This is a genomic window from Ancylobacter defluvii (assembly GCF_018390605.1).
Taxonomy (GTDB): domain Bacteria; phylum Pseudomonadota; class Alphaproteobacteria; order Rhizobiales; family Xanthobacteraceae; genus Ancylobacter; species Ancylobacter defluvii.
In genome coordinates this window covers 244,657-261,569 of the sequence record NZ_JAHBGD010000024.1, presented here as the reverse complement: position 1 = coordinate 261,569, position 16,913 = coordinate 244,657, and the positions used below count along the sequence as shown (strand labels likewise).

General features: G+C 68.2%; 12 protein-coding genes. 6 read left to right on the top strand and 6 right to left on the bottom strand.

The window, feature by feature from the left end; translation table 11 throughout:
* The first annotated feature begins 4 nt into the window (after positions 1-4).
* From KHC24_RS17450 to KHC24_RS17435, 4 genes are all read left to right on the top strand, one after another.
* The gene (locus tag KHC24_RS17450) at positions 5-1,318 is read left to right on the top strand and encodes an NtaA/DmoA family FMN-dependent monooxygenase (protein WP_213364591.1); all 1,314 of its coding nucleotides are present in this window, start codon (positions 5-7) and stop codon (positions 1,316-1,318) included.
* Between the two features lie 40 nt (positions 1,319-1,358).
* Positions 1,359-1,901 carry a flavin reductase gene (locus KHC24_RS17445; protein WP_213364590.1) on the top strand — a complete coding sequence of 181 codons (543 nt, stop codon included), beginning with the start codon at positions 1,359-1,361 and terminating at the stop codon, positions 1,899-1,901.
* 134 nt (positions 1,902-2,035) lie between these two features.
* Positions 2,036-2,362: a hypothetical protein gene (locus KHC24_RS17440; RefSeq protein ID WP_213364589.1), complete on the top strand. Its 327-nt coding sequence runs from the start codon at positions 2,036-2,038 to the stop codon at positions 2,360-2,362.
* A gap of 366 nt (positions 2,363-2,728) precedes the next feature.
* Positions 2,729-3,574, top strand: coding sequence for an amidoligase family protein (locus KHC24_RS17435; RefSeq protein WP_213364588.1), 846 nt, complete (start codon positions 2,729-2,731; stop codon positions 3,572-3,574).
* Positions 3,575-3,650: 76 nt separating this feature from the next.
* Here KHC24_RS17435 and KHC24_RS17430 read toward each other — a convergent pair whose 3' ends face one another.
* From KHC24_RS17430 to KHC24_RS17405, 6 genes are all read right to left on the bottom strand, one after another.
* On the bottom strand, positions 3,651-8,888 hold the full coding sequence (locus tag KHC24_RS17430) for a glycosyltransferase (protein ID WP_213364587.1): 5,238 nt from the start codon (positions 8,886-8,888) through the stop codon (positions 3,651-3,653).
* Between the two features lie 122 nt (positions 8,889-9,010).
* Positions 9,011-10,006 (bottom strand): GHMP family kinase ATP-binding protein, encoded by a 996-nt coding sequence (locus tag KHC24_RS17425; RefSeq protein ID WP_213364586.1) that lies wholly within the window; start codon positions 10,004-10,006, stop codon positions 9,011-9,013.
* A 15-nt stretch (positions 10,007-10,021) separates the two neighbouring features.
* Positions 10,022-11,242, bottom strand: coding sequence for an HAD-IIIA family hydrolase (locus KHC24_RS17420; protein WP_213364585.1), 1,221 nt, complete (start codon positions 11,240-11,242; stop codon positions 10,022-10,024).
* Positions 11,224-11,820, bottom strand: a complete 597-nt coding sequence (locus KHC24_RS17415) for a D-sedoheptulose-7-phosphate isomerase (protein WP_213364584.1) — start codon at positions 11,818-11,820, stop codon at positions 11,224-11,226. The genes KHC24_RS17420 and KHC24_RS17415 overlap by 19 nt, the downstream gene beginning before the upstream one ends.
* 457 nt (positions 11,821-12,277) lie before the next feature.
* Positions 12,278-14,494 (bottom strand): xanthine dehydrogenase family protein molybdopterin-binding subunit, encoded by a 2,217-nt coding sequence (locus KHC24_RS17410; protein WP_213364583.1) that lies wholly within the window; start codon positions 14,492-14,494, stop codon positions 12,278-12,280.
* Between the two features lie 5 nt (positions 14,495-14,499).
* Positions 14,500-14,952 (bottom strand): (2Fe-2S)-binding protein, encoded by a 453-nt coding sequence (locus KHC24_RS17405; RefSeq protein WP_213364582.1) that lies wholly within the window; start codon positions 14,950-14,952, stop codon positions 14,500-14,502.
* 336 nt (positions 14,953-15,288) lie between these two features.
* Here KHC24_RS17405 and KHC24_RS17400 point away from each other — a divergent pair, with 336 nt between their 5' ends.
* Positions 15,289-15,783: an RNA polymerase sigma factor gene (locus tag KHC24_RS17400; protein ID WP_213364581.1), complete on the top strand. Its 495-nt coding sequence runs from the start codon at positions 15,289-15,291 to the stop codon at positions 15,781-15,783.
* A gap of 58 nt (positions 15,784-15,841) precedes the next feature.
* Positions 15,842-16,837, top strand: a complete 996-nt coding sequence (locus KHC24_RS17395; RefSeq protein ID WP_246547105.1) for a FecR family protein — start codon at positions 15,842-15,844, stop codon at positions 16,835-16,837.
* Positions 16,838-16,913: the final 76 nt, after the last annotated feature.

The window sequence follows — 16,913 nt, the reverse complement described above, 5'->3', positions numbered from 1 at the left end:
AGCTATGGCCGACAAGCGCTTCCACCTCGCCTGGTTCATGAACTTCACGCCCGACGAGTGGCGCGAGCCGTTCGGGCAGGGCGGCAACCCGTGGGACGGCCAGTTCTACATCGAGATGGCGCAATCGATGGAGCGGGCCTGCTTCGATCTCATCATGATCGAGGACAAGCTGATGGTGCCGGAGACCTATGGCGCCTCGCGCGACCTGTCGCTCAAGCACGCCATGATGGTGCCGAAGGCCGATCCGGCGCCGCTCGCCGTCGCCATGGGCATGGCCACGAAGCATCTCGGCGTCGTCGCCACCATGTCGACCATGGCCTACCCGCCCTTCATGCTGGCGCGGCTGTCCTCCACCATCGACAGCCTGACCAAGGGCCGCTTCGGCTGGAACGTCGTCACCTCGGCCGAGGACCTGATGGCGAAGAATTTCGGCATGGACCAGCTGCCTCCGCGCGAGGACCGCTACGCCATGGCCGACGAATATATGGAAGTGGTCGGCAAGCTGTTCGAGAGCTGGGAGCCGGACGCGGTGGTGCTCGACCGCAAGAACGGCATCTATGCCGACGGCTCCAAGGTGCACACCGTCGACCATGAAGGCCGGTTCTACAAGGTGCGCGGCCCGCTCAACACCGTTCCCTCGCCGCAGCGCCGCCCGGTCTACCTTCAGGCGGGCGCCTCGCCGCGTGGGCGCGACTTCGCCGCCCAGCATGCCGACGCCATCGTCTCGGTGGCGAACGGCGTCGAGGGCATGAAGGCGTTCCGCGCCGACATCCGCGCCCGCGCCGAGAAGCTCGGCCGCAACCCGGACGACATCAAGGTGTTCTTCTGCATCTGCCCCAGCCTCGGCGAGACCGAGGCCGAGGCGCGCGCCCGCTACGACAACGTCACCATGTCGGATAATTTCGTCACCGACGTGCTGATCTCGATCTCCGCCATCACCGAGATCGACTTCTCGCAATACGACCTCGACAAGCCGCTGCCTTCGAAGCTGGTGACCAACGGCGAATCCGGCACGCTCGACAAGTTCCAGCAATGGGGCTCCGGCAAGACGCTGCGCCAGCTGGCGGCGGCCGGCGGCGGCGGCCTGGTCTCCTCGATGGAACTGATCGGCACCCCGGCGCAGGTGGCGGAGAAGATGGGCGAGGCGATGGCGGAGGTCGGCGGCGACGGCTTCCTCATCACTACCCCGGTGCTGCGCGTCTCGCGCCGCTACATCACCGAGATCTGCGATGGGCTGGTGCCAGAGCTGCAGGCGCGCGGGCTTGTGCGCACCGAATACAAGCACCAGCTTCTGCGCGACAATCTGCGCGAATTCTGAGGCGGCTTTCCCACGAGCCGAAGCGGAAGAGGAGACGAGGATGAGCCCCTGCCTGCGACAGGAGGTCGTGCCGGCCGAGCCGGAGCTGGTGCCGGTCGGCCGGCAGCCGTACCGCGACGCGATGGCCCGGCTCGGCGCGGCGGTGAATGTTGTGACCACCGACGGGCCCGGCGGGCGCCACGGCTTCACCGCTTCAGCCGTGTGCAGCGTCACCGACGATCCGCCGACGCTGCTGGTGTGCCTCAATCGCGGCTCGTCGGCGAGCGCCATCGTCCACGCCAACAGGGTCCTGTGCGTCAACACGCTGGCGGCCGGGCAGCAGGAGCTGTCCGACCGCTTCGGCGGCCGGGTGCCGCCCGCCGAGCGCTTCGAGGCGGGGAAGTGGCAGCCGGGCGTCACCGGCGCGCCGGTGCTTCTGGGCGCGCTGGCGAGCTTCGACTGCCGGATCGCCCGCTTCGTCGAGGTCGGCACGCATGACGTGCTGTTCTGCGAGGTGGTCGGCCTCGGCGACGAGGGCGCGCGCGAGGGGCTGATGTATTTCCTGCGCGGCTACCACGCCTTGCGCGGCGCCTCGTCCGACTGAGGCCGGGGGCCGGCCGAGGGGCGGCCAGACTTGCCCGCAAGCCGGGTGGACAAGGCGAGCGGCGGGCGAGGCCGGACCTCGCGGCCGGAACAGGCCGGCGATTGCCGCGTTGCCTCCCGAGCAGGGAGGATCGCATGAACGGGCATAATCTGACATCGCTGGCGGCCGGCGCGCTGCTGATCCTGGCCGCCGGAACACCGGCCGGCGCCCAGACATCCGGCGGGACCTCCACGGGCAACAGCTCCGCCCCGGCGCTCTCGTCGCCGCCGGCCGGCAACCCGACGTTGCAGCAACCCTCGGCGAACCAACCCACGCCGACCATGCCGCCGCCGCCGGCGCCGCCCGCGGTGCGGCAACCGCCTCCGGGCGCCACGACGCCCTCGGGATCGGTGAACGACATGCCGACGCCGAACTGTGCCCCGCCCAATTGCGGAACGCCGAAGATCATCACCACTCCCTGATCCGTCAGGGGGCGGTGTCCCGGGCCGCTCGCCGCCGTACGGGGCAGGAGCGCGCCGGCGGTGCCGCTGCCGGGCACGCCGGCCGGGAGCGGCTGAGGGCGGTGATCGCTGTCATTCGAGACCGCGCCCTCGGACCAAGGGGTGCTCAGCGCGCGGGGACGCCGTGCAGGTCGGCGGCGGGTATGACGCGGACAGGCGCGTTTACCGGCGTGGGTTTTAGGTCGGGCCGCATTCGGCGGGGGAGGTATCGGGCCTCCGGTTGACCCTGCGGCAGTATCGGTTCATGCATGGATGATGTCGGTCCTTACGATGCAGGCAACATCCATCGAAACCAGAGGTTTTCAGCCTTCGTCCAGCCGGGTCGGCGTGGAAATCGAGTTCACCAGCCTCTCCGTCCGCGACGCGGCGCAGGCGTTGCAGCGCGGCTTCGGCGGCCGGGTCGCGCAAGAGGATCCGCAGGCGTTCCACGTGCTGGGAAGCCGCCTCGGCGACATGCGGATCGAACTCGATATCCGCCATGTGCATCCGCATCGCGGCGCCGGCAACCCGCTGTCCGGCCTGCCGGCCGCCCTGGTGATGGGGCTGGGCGACCTGCTCGCGCCCTTCGTGCCGCGCGAGCTGATCGTCGGCCCGTTCGACCGCTCCGAGCTCGAGCGCGTGAACGAACTCGTCGCCGTTCTTCACGAAGCCGGGGCGCGCGGCGACGGGGCCACGCTTTTCGACGGGCTGGGGCTGCATTTCAATGTGGCGCAGCCGAGCGGCGATCCGCGCCAGATCGTCGCCACCTTCAAGGCGTTCCTGACCCTCGAGCCGCAATTGCGGCGCGAGGTCGGCGCCGGCCTGCTCGCCCGCGCCCACGCGCCGCCGGCTTTTCCGCCCGACTATGTCCGGCGGGTGCTGGCGGCCGGATACTGGCCCGATCTCGCGACGTTCACCCGCGACTACCTCGCCGCAAACCCGACGCGCAAGCGCTCGCTCGATATGCTGCCGCTGCTGCTTCATTTCAGCGCCGACGCGGCGTTTCCCCGCTTCGCCGGCAAGGTCAAGTCGCGGCCGGCCTTCCACTATCGCCTGCCGCTCGCCTGCGTCGGCCGCACCGGCTGGACGATCGCCGAGGATTGGGAGCGGTGGCGCACGGTCGAACGGCTGGCGGAGGAGATCGCCGCCTTCGCGCCGCAGGGTGCGCTTCCGGCCGCGCTGACCGCCGACTGACCGGAGCCGCGGCGACGGCGCGCGGGGAGGCGGTGCCGGCAACGCCGGCAAGTCGGATGGCTACCCGGCCGGATGGCTAGTGCTTCACCGCGGCGAACATGCCTTCCATGGCCGCGATGCTGTCGTCATAGAACGCCTGGTAGCGCCGCCGGCTGGTGTCGGCGAGTCCGGCCAGCGGGCTCGGATCCTTGGCGAGACGCAGCAGGCTGGCCACCAGCTCGTCGAGATCGGCATGGCCGTGCATCGGGTCGCCGGTCTCGATGCCCTTGCCGCCCCATTTGGTGGTCAGCAGCGGCATGCCATAGGCCATGGCCTGCACGGTCTTCACATTGATGCCGGTGCCCATGGTCACCGGCGAGACGACGACGTCGGCCGCCGCGTAGAAGGTGCCGATATCCGGCACAAAGCCGTGCAGCTTCACCCAGGGCCGGGCGAACAGCGCGGCTTCCTCGGGCGTGAGATCCTGGATCATGTCGCGCACCTGCCCGGCAATATGCAGGGTGAACGGGCAGGGCTTGCCGTCGAGCTGCCGCTCGATCGCCTGCAGTAGCTGCAGCGCAATGGCAAGGTTGATGCGGTTGGCGCTCGCCACCATGCCGACATGGGCCATGCGGGTGAAGGAGCGGTCGAGGAAGCGCGCTTCCTCGACATGCGGGATGACGATGGCGGTCTCGCGCCCGGTCATCGAGTTGAAATAGGCCGCCTCTTCGGCGCGGCGGGCGACGACGAGGTCGGCGCGGCGCAGATAGGCGCCTTCTTCCTCCGGCGAGCAGGAGAAGAATTCGAGCGGCTGGCCGTTGCGGCGCAGCATCTCGTAGCGGTCGCCCATCTTGTCGTGGGTGTCGATGACCTTGAGGATGTGGGCCGGCACGTAGTCGAGCAGGCGCGACTGGAACACGTAGGAGCAGAACACCACGTCGATGTCATGGGTGGAGCATAGCAGCCGGATGTGCTCGCCCAGCCCCTCCTCGTACCAGCCGTCGAACGGGATCGGCTGGCCGTCGGAGCCGAGGCCGCAGCTGTTGGGCAGGATGTCGAGGCTGTCCCATGCCGCGTGCATCATTGCCAGCGTCCTGGCGTCGTACATGTGGCTTTCCAGCAGCGCGAAATGCACCTTGTGACCCATCTGCTGGAACTTGCGGGCGAAGGCCTGGATGGTGGCCTGGTTGCCGTGATTATCTGGATGCGAGGGGAACGGGCTGAAATACAGCACGTTCAGCGCCCCGGACCGCCGCCGCTCCAGCGCGGCGAGCGGCGGCTGGCGCTCGGCATGGGCGCTCGCGACGTCCGGCGGCGTGCCGGCCGGCAGGTGGTCGATCAGGAAGGTGTCGTGCCATTTCTCGACGAGCATGGCGCCGTGGCGCTGTGCCAGCTGCTTGGGCTGCGCCGTGCTCTCAGCGGCATAGGAGCCGTGCTCGAAATGGATCACCTGCGACGGCGCCACGCACACCACCCGGTGGCCCTTGGCGCGGGCGGTCATGGCAAGGTCGGAATCCTCGCAATAGGCCGGCACGTAGCGCTCGTCGAAGCCGCCGAGCTCGCGCCAGAACGAGCCGCGCACCAGCATCGAGGCGCCGGTGGCGTAGTCGACCTCGCGGGACAGGGAATAGAGCGGCGTCTGCCGCTCGCGGCCGCGACCGATATTGCCGGCGGACCCGTCGGAATAGAGCACGGCGCCGGTTTCCTGGATCGCGCCGTCCGGATAGATGAGCTTCGAGCCGGCAATCGCGATGCGCGGATCGGCGTCCATCTCCGACAGTAGCGGTTCGAGCCAGCCGGGCAGGACCACGGTATCGTTGTTGAGGAACAGAAGGTGACGGCCGCTGGCACGGGCGGCGGCGGTCTTGCAGTTGAGCAGGAAGCCCTGATTGCGCTCGCCCTTGGCGACCCGCAGGCCGGGGAACAGCGTCGCCGCGTCCACGGTCTCGTCGGTCGAGCCGTCGTCGGCCAGGATCACCTCGTAGCGGATGCCGGTGGCGCGTCCGGCGATCAGCACCGAGCTGAGGCAGGGCCGGGTGAGCTCCCATTTATTGTAGGCGGGCACGATGATCGACACGTCGATCGGCGTGCTGGCGTCGTAGGACGGGAAGGCCACCGGCTCCGCGGCGCGGCAGCTCTCGACATAGAGATCGAGCGGCAGCACCCGCGCCCGGTCCAGCACCCGCAGCAGCGAGGAGCGATTGGCGAGCTCGCCGAAATTCTCCCGCACCAGTCCCCGGCCATTATCGGCGAGGCGCGACCACAGCGCGCTGTCGCGATAGAGGGCGACGACGGCGTCGGCGAAGGCTTCCGGTTCGTCGCGGATGAGCGCGTGCAGGCCATCGACGATGCCCATGCCTTCCGCCGCGATGGTGGTGCACACCGAAGGAACGCCGGCGCCCAGGCTGGCGCCGAGCTTGCCCTTGATCCCCGCGCCATAGAGGAGCGGCGCGACGCTGAGCCGGTAGGAGGCCAGCACCGGCTCGAGATCGGCGACATAGCCGATATGGCGTACGCCCGGCTCGCTGGCCAGCGCCACCACTTCGGGCGGCGCCTCGGCGCCGACGATGTGGAATTCGACATCGGGCATTGCCGCGCGTATCCGCGGCCACACCTTGCCGACGAACCACAGGACGGCATCGACATTCGGCGGATGCTTGAAGCCGCCGAGGAAGAAGAGATGCGCCCGGCCGGCATAGCCGGGCGGGTTCTCGTCGACCGGGCTGTAGAGCGCGGGGAACACCGAGATCCTGTCGCGATCGACATATTCCGCGAGGAAGGGAATCTCGGCCGGGCTGACCAGTATGACGTGGTCGACGGCGCGCATCATCGCCACCTCGCGCGCGCGCGTCGCCTCCGCCTTGGCGCGCATGGCCGGGTCGCCGCTCAGCTCGGCGGCACGGCCCTCGCGCAGGAAGTAGAGATCGGGCGCGTGCAGCACCACCAGCGCGTCGGGGGCCACCTGCCGCGCCGCCGGCAGCAGTGCCTCCGCCACATCGAAGCGGACCAGGTAGAAGGCGCCGAATTTCCCGCCCTCGGCCCGCACGTAATCGCTGGCGCTGTTATAGCCGCTGGCATGGGTGATCACCGTGACGCCGAGCGCCTCGAGATTCTGCCGGTAGGGCGCGGTGTCGGTGAGGTCGGTGGCGCAGAACACCACCTCGAAGCCGACGGCACGCAGATCGGCGATGACGCCGAAGGTAGCCCGCTCGCCGGCCGACACGTCGGGGCGTGGCAACCGGTAGTCCGCGACCAGGATCCGCTTCGCGCGCAGCGGATCCACCACCGGTGCCTTGGCCTTGCCATGCTCCGCCGCCTCGGCGGTCAGGCTGATGAGCAATTCAGCGTCGCGCCGCGCCTCGGCGATCTTCCTGGGATCGCGCTTGTCGGCGGAGCGGCGCAAGCGCACCGCGCGGGACGCCGAGACCGGTGCCACCAGGCTCGCAAGCGTGCGCAGCGCCAGGGCGTGCAGAGACGAGCCGGCTTTCGTCCGCTGCCGGGCCGGTTCGACGGCATGGCCGCAGGCCACCAGCCAGTCCTGCTGGAAGCGGGCCGGCTTGCGGCTTTGCAGCGAGCGGCGGAGGCTGGAGGCGGTGCGCTCGGGCAGCACAGGCGTCGCCAGAAGAAGAAAGCGCAGCGCCGCCCGCTCCAGGCTTTTGCGCAGCGGCCGCAGCGGCTTCGAATAGGCCCGGCGCAACTCACGCACCAGCCGGTCGCCGGCCGCGGTCATGGCGGCGCTGCGCTGCTCAGCCTGCCGATGTGTCGCTTCTCCGGCGAATTTCGCCTCGGCGAGCTGCCGGCGCAGATCGTCGATCTCTTGCCGGTGGCGTGCCTCACCTTGGCCGGTGAGTTTGAGTTCGCGCGCCTTCAGCGCCTGCTCCCGGGCTTCGATGCCCGCTTGAAGATTGAGGGCGATGCGTTCGCGCTCTTGAAGCTGACCGCTCAATTCGGCCAGCGCATGCTCGCTCACCTGTAGCCGGGCGGCAAGTTCGGTGGCCTTGAGCCGTTCATCATGGGCGGCGGCGGCGAGGCCATCGATGCGGTCGCGCAGGCTGTCGGACAGCGTGCGCTCTTTCGCAAGCTCATCGGACCGCCGGATGACGCTGGCGAGCGCCGATACCAGCGCGGCCCGCAACGGGGCGCCGTCGTCTTCCGCCAAAACCCGGCTGCCCTCGATGTCCGTCATGAGTCGTTCAACGTCCCGCAGGTTGGATGATGTCTGTTCGAGGGCGAACTCGGCAAGGCGAGCCTGAAGCTGTGGCCGCTCCGACAGGAAAGTCTTGCTGACCTCTCCGAGCCGCCCGACATCGGAGACGACGGCTGCGGTGGTGCCGAGATGCTTCTCGAAGGCACCGCGCATCTTGTCGATGGAGGAATAGCCGGTGCCCTCCGCCATCATCACCAGCGGTACCGTTCTCGCTCGGAACGCCGCCAGCGACAGATGCATGCGTCCGGTCACGAGCAAATCGACGGCGCCGAGCACGATGATATTGCCGCTATAGCCGATCTCCGGATCGACCTTGACGGCACAGCCTTCGCCGAGATTTCGGGTGATCCAGTCGAGAGCCAGATCCTGATAGTCGTTGTCGGAGGGATGGTTGTCCCAGCGGCGCTCATCATTGGAGAACAGCACATACAGCGCTTCCGGATGCGCCTGCGACAGTTCTTCCAAGATACTCGCGATGAAGAGAAGCCGGTTTTCCTGCGTATGCTCGCTGAAAAACGAACGGAACGAGTGCTCGGCAAAATTGAGGCCGATGATCGGGTGGCGACCCTCGGACGCGGCGATCTTCGCCAGCACGGATTCCGTCGTCGCGCTGGGCAATGGCGAACAGAAGAAGGAGATGTCGGGGAAGTAACGCCCCTTCAAGCCGGTCTGGCGCCGGAAATTCTCCAGCGAATGATCGTCCCGCAGCAGGAAGTCGACGCCCGGCATGAGGCGCAGGCGTTCGAGGATTTCCGACGCGACCCGCGAACGGAACGAGCAGGAGGCGAAAACCGGAAGCCCGTGCAGAAGCGCCTCCGCCATGAGATCGAGCCGCTCGAAGCTCGGCTCAAGCCCGCACGTGCCATCGATGATGTCGGCGCCAAGCAGAAAAAGGACGTCGTCCGGCCGCAACTGACCGCCGAAGTCCCGGATCGGGCCGGGGGCCTCGCTAACGCTTGCTCCCTCCGCCGACAGGGCGAGCCGGTCGAGCCACAGACATTCCGGCGAGGGATTGACGATGACGACGGCATGGTCGCGGAACAACTCCAGGGCACCGCGCACCATGCCCTCATCGCCCTTGCTGCCCGGTGAGGCGGGAGGTACGAGGATGATGCGGCCTGTGCTCATGGAACGTCCTTGTCTGCGTCTCGGGCCGGCATGCCGATCGGTGGTCGAGCGGATCGGCTGAAAGCGGGGAAGGCCGCGGCGGGCTGTCCCCGATCTGGCCGCGCGCCCGACGCCCCCGCGACCTAGTGAATATTGGTGACGGTGGAGCCGCCATTGGTGAGCGCCACCTTGACGACGTTGCCGCTGCCGAAACGTTCCGAAAATGCCGGGTGCAGGTTCGGATCGGCAAGGAACAGCACGAAGCCACCGCCGCCGGCGCCGAGCAGCTTGCCGCCCCAGGCACCCAGTTCCTTGCCGTGAATGTACAACTCGTCGATGGCCGAGTTCGACACCGAGTTGCCGAGCTGGCGCTTCAGCTGCCAGCCATGATCGAGCAACTCGGCAAAACGCACGATGGTCGACAGGTCGTCGCCCGCCGCCTCCAGCAGCGATGCCCCGATGCGGGTCATCTCGTACATCTCGCGCAGATAGCTCTCATTGGCGCCCGATTTGGTGCGCTGGTCCTGGTTTTGCAGCACGGTGGAGGCGCTGCGCTGCCCGCCGGTATAGACCAGCAGCATGGAGCTGTTCAGCAGGGTGAGGCGGCTGGTGGTCAGCCGCAGCGGCTCGATGGAGAAGGAATCGCCGGTGAACTCGTAGCGCGCCAGACCGCCGAAGGCGGCGTGGATCTGGTCCTGCACGCCGACATTCTCCTTGAGGATGTCCTGCTCCATGTGGATCGCCTGCCGGGCGAGCTCATAGCGGGTGAGCTCGATGCCGCGCATGCGGTTGAGCAGGTTGAGGAAGCCGACGGTGAAGGAGGAGGAACTGCCGAGCCCGGTCGAGCCCGGCAGATCCGACATGGTGGCGATGTTGAGCGGCGCGGTCCAGCCGTGCAGCTTCAGCGCCTCGCGGATCACCGGGTGCTGGATGTCCTCGACCCGCGCGACGCTCTCCGTGGTGCGGTAGGTCACGCGGAAGGACTGCTCGGCGATCGCGGCGAGCGGCAGCGCCTGGATGTAGACGTATTTGTCGATGGTGCCGCCGAGTACGGCACCGGGATGCGTGCGGAAATGCGAGGGGTAGTCGGTGCCGCCGCCGAGAAAGCTCGCCCTCAAGGGAGTTCTGCTGATCCACATGTCGTGCCTCGGGGTTCAGATCGATTGTCGCAGCAGATCCAGCACGGAACCGCCCTCGTAGCGCCGGCCGCGAATGCCGGCGGCGGCGGCGGCCTGCATGTCCGCCTCGGTGTCGCCGATCATGATGCTGCGCGTCGTGTCCACCGGCCAGGCGGCGAGAAGATCTTCGAGCATGCCCGGCCCCGGCTTGCGGCGGCGGCAGTCGCGGCGATAGGCCTCGACGGTGGCCTCGATATGGTGCGGGCACCATTCGATGGCGTCGATGTGCCCGCCGACCGCGGACAGCTGGTGCTGCATGGCCCGGTGAAAGCTGAGGATGGCGGCTTCGTCATAGTGGCCGCGCGCGACGCCGGCCTGATTCGTCACCACGAAAACCAGGTAGCCGGCCGCATTGGCGTGGGCGACGGCCTCGCGGGCTCCGGGCATCCAGACGAGATCCTCGACGCGATGGGTGTAGCCGGCATCGCGGTTCAGCGTGCCGTCGCGGTCGAAGAACACCGCCGGGCGGGTGCGCACGCGCGGCAGTTCCTCCTGCACGCGGGCGAAGGTCTCGGGCACGCCGATATCGATGAAATAGCTGCCCGGCGGCGCGGCGACCGCGACCACCCGGCCGGCGGCGACGAGGCGCGGCAGCACGTCGGCCTCCAGCGAGCACGCGGTGCCAGCGGGGATGAGATCGAGAATCTCCCGCGTCAGCAGATAGACGCCGGCATTGATGAGGCCCGGCTTGCCCGCGCGTTCCGGGCTCTTCTCCAGAAAGGCGCGGACATGGCTGCCCTCCAGCGTGACGCTGCCGAAGCGCCCGGCATCCGGCACTTGCTGCAACAGCATCTGCGCCGCGAGGCCGGGTTCGGCGGCGCTGGCGTCGTGGAAGGCGCGCGCGAAGCGCACGAGATCGGCGTCGATCCAAGAATCGCCGTTCAGCAGCAGGAATTCGGGATCCAGCACGGGCGCGGCGAAGGCCAGCGCGCCGCCGGTGCCGAGGGGAGCGGGCTCCACCAGCACCTCGATATCGGCGCCGTAGAGACGCTTGCCGTCAAACGCTTCGACGATCTGCTCGCCGAAGCGCCCGGCCAGCAGCACGATGCGGGTGATGCCGTAGCGGGCGACCTCCTGGATCAGGTGATCCAGGAACGGCCGGCCAGCCACCGGCAGCATCGGCTTCGGGGTGGCGGCGGTCAGCTCACCGAGGCGCGTGCCCAGCCCACCGCAGAGGATCAGCGCTTGGGAGAGCAAAGGGTCGACTCGACGAGCGCACAGATCAGGTGCCCGACCGTGATGTGCGCTTCCTGGATATGGTTGGTCTGGCCGTGCGGCACGGCGATGAGGATGTCGGACAGCGCCGTCATCTTGCCGCCATTGGCGCCGGTGAGGCCGATGGTGACGATACCCATCTCGCGCGCGACCTCGAAGGCCTTGACCACGTTGGCGCTGTTGCCGCTGGTCGACATGCCGACCAGCACGTCGCCGGCCCGGCCGATGCCGCGGAGCTGGCGCGAGAAGGTGTTCTCGTAGCCATAGTCGTTGCCGATGGCGGTCAGGGCCGAGGTGTCCACCGTGAGCGACAGCGCGGCCATCGGCTCGCGGTCGAACAGGAAGCGGCCCATGAGCTCGGCGGCGAGATGCTGGGCGTCGGCGGCCGAGCCGCCATTGCCGCAGAAGATCACCTTGCCGCCATTGGTCAGCGCGGTCATCCACGCTTCGGCGGCATGGGCGACATCGTCGCTCACCTCGGTGAGCCGCTTCATCAACCGCTCGGTTTCAGCGAAATATGCCGAGATGACCGCCGCCCGGTCGGTCGAACTTGTCAGCATGCGTTCTCTCACTTTGCCGGGTGTGCCCCCCGGCCTTTCATCGCTTCGGTCCGTCTTCCCCGAATGCGAGAATCCGACATAGCCGTTCCTCCCGGAAAACGCCAGTGTCTGCTTTGTACAGTTCAAAATTAGAAACAGTCGGATGACGATCTGGGATCGGGAGCCAGGCCGGCGAGCCGGACGTGGTGACGCGCACACCGGATGGGCGGCGTCCGGGTCAACCGGGCTCCGAGGGTAGCTCTGATTTAAGTCTCTGTCGTATTTGATGTTTTTTGAATATCAGCGGGGCGGTGACGGCCCAGGCCGGCGTCTTTGCCGGCGGCTTCGCATGGGCGCGCGAACGGTCCGAACCGCTCTCCTGCGGCCTGTATCCCATGCCGCCGAATCCGAGGCGGGGTACGCACTACACCGTAGGACGGGGGGAGGGCCGGTGTCGGCCCTCCCCCCGTCCGGCACGTCACGCCTTGAAGTCTTCGAGCCGGAACGGCAGCGAGCGCAGCCGCTGGCCGGTGGCGTCGAAGATGGCGTTGGACAGCGCCGGGGCGACGCCCGGCACGCCCGGCTCGCCGATGCCGGTCGGCGCGTTGGCCGACGGCACGATATGCACCTCGACCTTCGGCATCTCCGACATGCGCAGCGGGATGTAGGTGTCGAAATTGGCCTGTTCGACCACGCCGTTGTCCAGTGTGATCTCGTCATGCAGCGCCGCCCCGAGCCCGAAGCCGACGCCGCCTTCGATCTGGGCGGCAATGACGTCCGGGTTGACGGCGATGCCGCAATCGACCGCGCACACCACCTTGTCGACCTTGATCTGGCCGTTCACGACGGAGATGTCGATCACGCTGCCGACCACGGTGTTGAAGCTCTCATGCAGCGCGATGCCGCGACCCTTGCCGGCGCCGGGCTTGGTGCCCCAGTTCGCCTTCTCGGCCAGCAGCTTGAGCACGCCGGTGTGGCGCGGCTTGTCCTTGAGCAGTTCGAGCCGGAACTCGACAGGGTCGCGACCGGCGGCACGGGCGAGCTCGTCGATCGTCACCTCCACCACATGCGCGGTGTGGGTGTGGCCGACCGACCGCCACCACAGCGTCGGCACCTTCACCTGCGGCGAATGCAGCTCCACCATGAGGTTGCCGATGTCGTAATGGGTGTCGGAGGCGCCTTCCACCGAAGTAGCGTCAACGCCTTCCTTCACCGCGAAGGCTTCGAACGGCGTGCCGATCATGAAGGACTGGCCGACGATGCGTTGCTCCCAGCCGGCGATCTTGCCGTCGGCGGTCACCCCGGCACGGACCTTGTGGTAGAACATCGGCCGGTAATAACCGCCCTTGATGTCGTCCTCGCGGGTCCACACCAGGTGCACCGGCGCCCGGCCGTCAATGGCCTTGAGGATGGTGGCGGCCTCGGCGACATAGTCGGCGGCGGTGTTGGCGCGCCGGCCGAACGAGCCGCCGGCCCACAGGGTCTCGATCTTCACCTGCTCGGGCTTGATGCCCATGATGCCGGCAGTGACCGCCTGCTCGATGGTCTGGAACTGCGAGCCGGTATGGATGGTGACGCCGTCGCCGGTCTTCTCGATCACGCAGTTCAGCGGTTCCATCGGCGCATGCGCGAGATAGGGAAAGGCGAACTCGGTCTCGATGGTCTTGGCCGCGCCGGCAATGCCCTTGGCGGCATCACCCCGCTTGGCGGCGTTGCGTCCGGCGGTGTCGGCGAGCTTCTTGTACTCGTCGAGCAGTTCGGCCGTGCCGCGGTTCTCCGCGTTGCTTTCATCCCACTCGACGGTGGTGAGCGCCTCGCGGCCCTGGAGCGCCGCCCAGGTGTTCTGCGCCAGCACGGCGACGCCGGCGGGGACGGCCACCACATCGACGACGCCCGGCACCTGCTTGGCGGCGGCGGCGTCGAAGCTCTTCACCGTCGCGCCGAAACGCTCCGGACGCTTGATGACGGCGGTGAGCATGCCGGGGCGGCGGATGTCGAGCGCATAGACCGCCTTGCCGTCGGTCTTGTCGGCGGAATCGAGGCGCGGCAGCCGCGTGCCGATCAGCTTGAAGTCCTTCGGGTCCTTGAGCTTCACCTCGGCGGGGATCGGCTGGCGGGCGGCATCGGCGGCCAGCTCGCCGAAGCTGGCGGTGTGGCTGCCGCTCTTCAGCGTGCCCTTCTCGATGGTGATGCTGTCGGCCGGGACCTTCCATTTCTCGGCGGCGGCGGCGACCAGCATCTGCCGGGCGGCGCCGCCGGCCTTGCGCAGCTGATCCCAGCTGTTGGCGACCGAGGTCGAGCCGCCGGTGCCCTGTACCGGCCCGAACAGCAGGTTGTTGTAGAGCTGGGCGTCGGCGGGGGCGAAGGCGGCGCGCATCTGGCTCCAGTCGGCGTCCATTTCCTCGGCGACGATGGTGGCGAGGCCGGTGGTGACGCCCTGGCCCATGTCGAGATGCTTGATCAGCACGGTGACGGTGCTGTCCGGCGCGATCTTCACGAAGGCGTTCGGCATCGGGCCGTCGGTCGGCGCGGCCGCGAAGGCCTCGGACGGGCCGAGGCGCACGCCGATGACCAGTGCGCCGGAAATGGCCGCGGCGGCCTTGAGGAAGCCGCGGCGCGAGGGGGCGGCGAGGGCCGGTGCGGGCGCGAGGCGCTCAAGCATCCGGGCATAGTCTGCGGGCTTGATGATGTGCATGGCGCTCACGCGAGGTTGGAGGCGGCTTCGTGGATGGCGGCGCGGATGCGCTGATAGGTGGCGCAGCGACAGACATTGCCGTCCATCGCGGTGTCGATGTCCTCGTCGGTGGGCTTGCGGTTCTCGCTGAGCAGCCCGACGGCGGACATGATCTGGCCGGACTGGCAGTAGCCGCACTGCACCACGTCCAGCTTGCGCCACGCCGCGACGACGGCGGTGCCGACCTCGCCGCCGACGCCTTCGATGGTGATGACGCTCTTGCCCTCGACATCGGACAGCGCCGTCTGGCACGAGCGCACCGGCGCGCCGTCGACATGGACGGTGCAGGCGCCGCACAGCGCCGCGCCGCAGCCGAACTTGGTTCCGGTCAGCCCGACCACGTCACGCAGCGCCCACAGCAGCGGCATGTTGCCGTCGGCTTCGACGGTGCGTTCGGATCCATTGAGTGTGAATTTCATATTTCGCCCTCTCCTTCGGGGATGAGGACGCGCGGATGCTGCACCGCCGAACTCCCGGCCGACGGCGAACACCACTACGCTCCCGCCAAAAGGCTAGGCTTCATGACGGGCATCATCTAATCACCAGTCCGTGACTGGCGGGCAGCCGCGAAACCGGCGGGCGGGAGGCTGGAATTCGGCAGGTGGAGCCGTGTATATATAAGAACAGTTCAAATCAGATTCACATATCTCAAGTTATAGCGATTCCAATTAGGTCCTCCCGAGCTTACTTCGCGCGCCCACGCATGTTAAACGCCTCCTCATGTCCTCTCGATGCGGATGGTGGATCGCTCTCGCATGCAGCCAGACCTGTCGCTCGTCTTCTCGGCGCATGGGACCGAGCTGAGGCGCTACCTCAATCGCCGGCTGGGCGATCAGCACATGGCGAGCGATCTGGTGCAGGACACCTTCGTCCGCGTCATCGAGCGGCCGGAAACCCGCGTCCAGGACTTCCGCGCCTATCTCTACACCGTCGCCCGCAATCTGCTGCTCAACCATCTGAAGCAGGAGGCGCGGCGGCGCACCGACGTGGTCGCGCCGGAGACCCTCGGCGACATCGCCGCCGACCAGCCCTCTCCCGAGGAGGCGGTCGATTCCCGCCTGCAGCTGGAGCGCATCCACCTGCTGGTGCAGGAGCTGCCGCGCCGGACGCAGGAAATCTTCGTGCTGAACCGTATCGACGGCCTCACCCATGCCGAGGTCGCCCAGCGCCTCGGCCTCTCCGAGAGCGCGGTGCAGAAGCATCTCGCCCTGGCGATCGCCCATATGACCCGGCGCCTGCGGGCGCGCTGAGGCGATTTTTACGGTCACGCCCCGGCTCGGTTGTCATATTGGGGCGGATGCACGTTTCATGGAACGGCCGGTGAACGACAGCGGGCAGGGCGCGGAGGATATCGAGCAGCGGGCCGCGGAGTGGGTGGCGCGGCTCGACGGTTCGCCGCTGAGCGAGGCGGAGAAGGGGGAGCTGCGCCACTGGCTGGGGCAGGATCCCGAGCACCGCGCTGCCTTCGAGGAGGCGAGCGCCACCTGGCGCGAACTCGCCGCGTTGCGTCTCGATCCCGGTCCGCTGCGTGCGGTGGTGCCGCCGCGCCGACGGGTCTCGACCGCCCGCAAGGCGGCGCGCGCCGGGGCGCTGGTGGGGCTGCTGGTGCTGGCCGCCGGCGTCGCCCGCTTCCAGTTCGGCGATCCCTGGCTGATGCTCGCCGCCGATTACCGCACCGCGCCGGGCGAATTGCGCACCGTCCCGCTGCCGGACGGCAGCACGGTGGAACTCGGCCCGTCCAGCGCCATCGCGCTGGATTTCAGTGACGGCGAGCGCCGGGTGAAGCTGCTCGCCGGCGAGGTCTTCTTCGCGGTGGCGCCGCGGGCCGGTGCCGAGACGCGCCCCTTCGTCGCCGAGGCCGCCGGCGGCACCACCACCGCGCTCGGCACCCAGTTCGTCATCGAGGAGAGCGGCGACGCGGCGGACGTGCTCGCCATCGAGCACCAGGTCGAAGTCGCGCCCGGCACGGCGGAAGCCGGCAAGGCCGTCGTGCTGTCGCCGGGGCAGGAGGTGCGCTATCGGCGCGATGGCGGCATCGGTCGTGTCCGCACCCGCAACATCGAGACGGCGACGGCGTGGCGGCGCGGGCTCCTGGTGTTCAACGGCGCCCGGCTCGGCCATGTGGTGGAGACGCTCAATCGCTACCGTCGCGGACGCATCGTCATTCTCGACGATGAGCTGGCACGGCGCCGGGTCAGCGGCGTGTTCCCGACCCGCGACCTCGACGACGCCATCGAGACGATCACCGCCGAGCTCGGGATCAGCTCACGGTCGATTTATCCATTGATTACCGTGCTTTATTGAAAATTTTCACGAAACCGTAACTTTTTTTACGGTCACGGTCCCGTGAGTTGTCTTCCTTCCTGCGAGCCGGCGCGAG

Excerpts from the sequence above, each read along its gene's own strand:
- KHC24_RS17440 (WP_213364589.1), top strand. The coding sequence starts at position 2,036 with ATGAACGGGCATAATCTGACATCGCTGGCGGCCGGCGCGCTGCTGATC.
- KHC24_RS17430 (WP_213364587.1), bottom strand. The coding sequence starts at position 8,888 with ATGAGCACAGGCCGCATCATCCTCGTACCTCCCGCCTCACCGGGCAGC.
- KHC24_RS17395 (WP_246547105.1), top strand. The coding sequence starts at position 15,842 with ATGGAACGGCCGGTGAACGACAGCGGGCAGGGCGCGGAGGATATCGAG.
- KHC24_RS17400 (WP_213364581.1), top strand. The coding sequence starts at position 15,289 with ATGCAGCCAGACCTGTCGCTCGTCTTCTCGGCGCATGGGACCGAGCTG.
- KHC24_RS17410 (WP_213364583.1), bottom strand. The coding sequence starts at position 14,494 with ATGCACATCATCAAGCCCGCAGACTATGCCCGGATGCTTGAGCGCCTC.
- KHC24_RS17445 (WP_213364590.1), top strand. The coding sequence starts at position 1,359 with ATGAGCCCCTGCCTGCGACAGGAGGTCGTGCCGGCCGAGCCGGAGCTG.
- KHC24_RS17425 (WP_213364586.1), bottom strand. The coding sequence starts at position 10,006 with ATGTGGATCAGCAGAACTCCCTTGAGGGCGAGCTTTCTCGGCGGCGGC.
- KHC24_RS17405 (WP_213364582.1), bottom strand. The coding sequence starts at position 14,952 with ATGAAATTCACACTCAATGGATCCGAACGCACCGTCGAAGCCGACGGC.
- KHC24_RS17415 (WP_213364584.1), bottom strand. The coding sequence starts at position 11,820 with ATGCTGACAAGTTCGACCGACCGGGCGGCGGTCATCTCGGCATATTTC.
- KHC24_RS17450 (WP_213364591.1), top strand. The coding sequence starts at position 5 with ATGGCCGACAAGCGCTTCCACCTCGCCTGGTTCATGAACTTCACGCCC.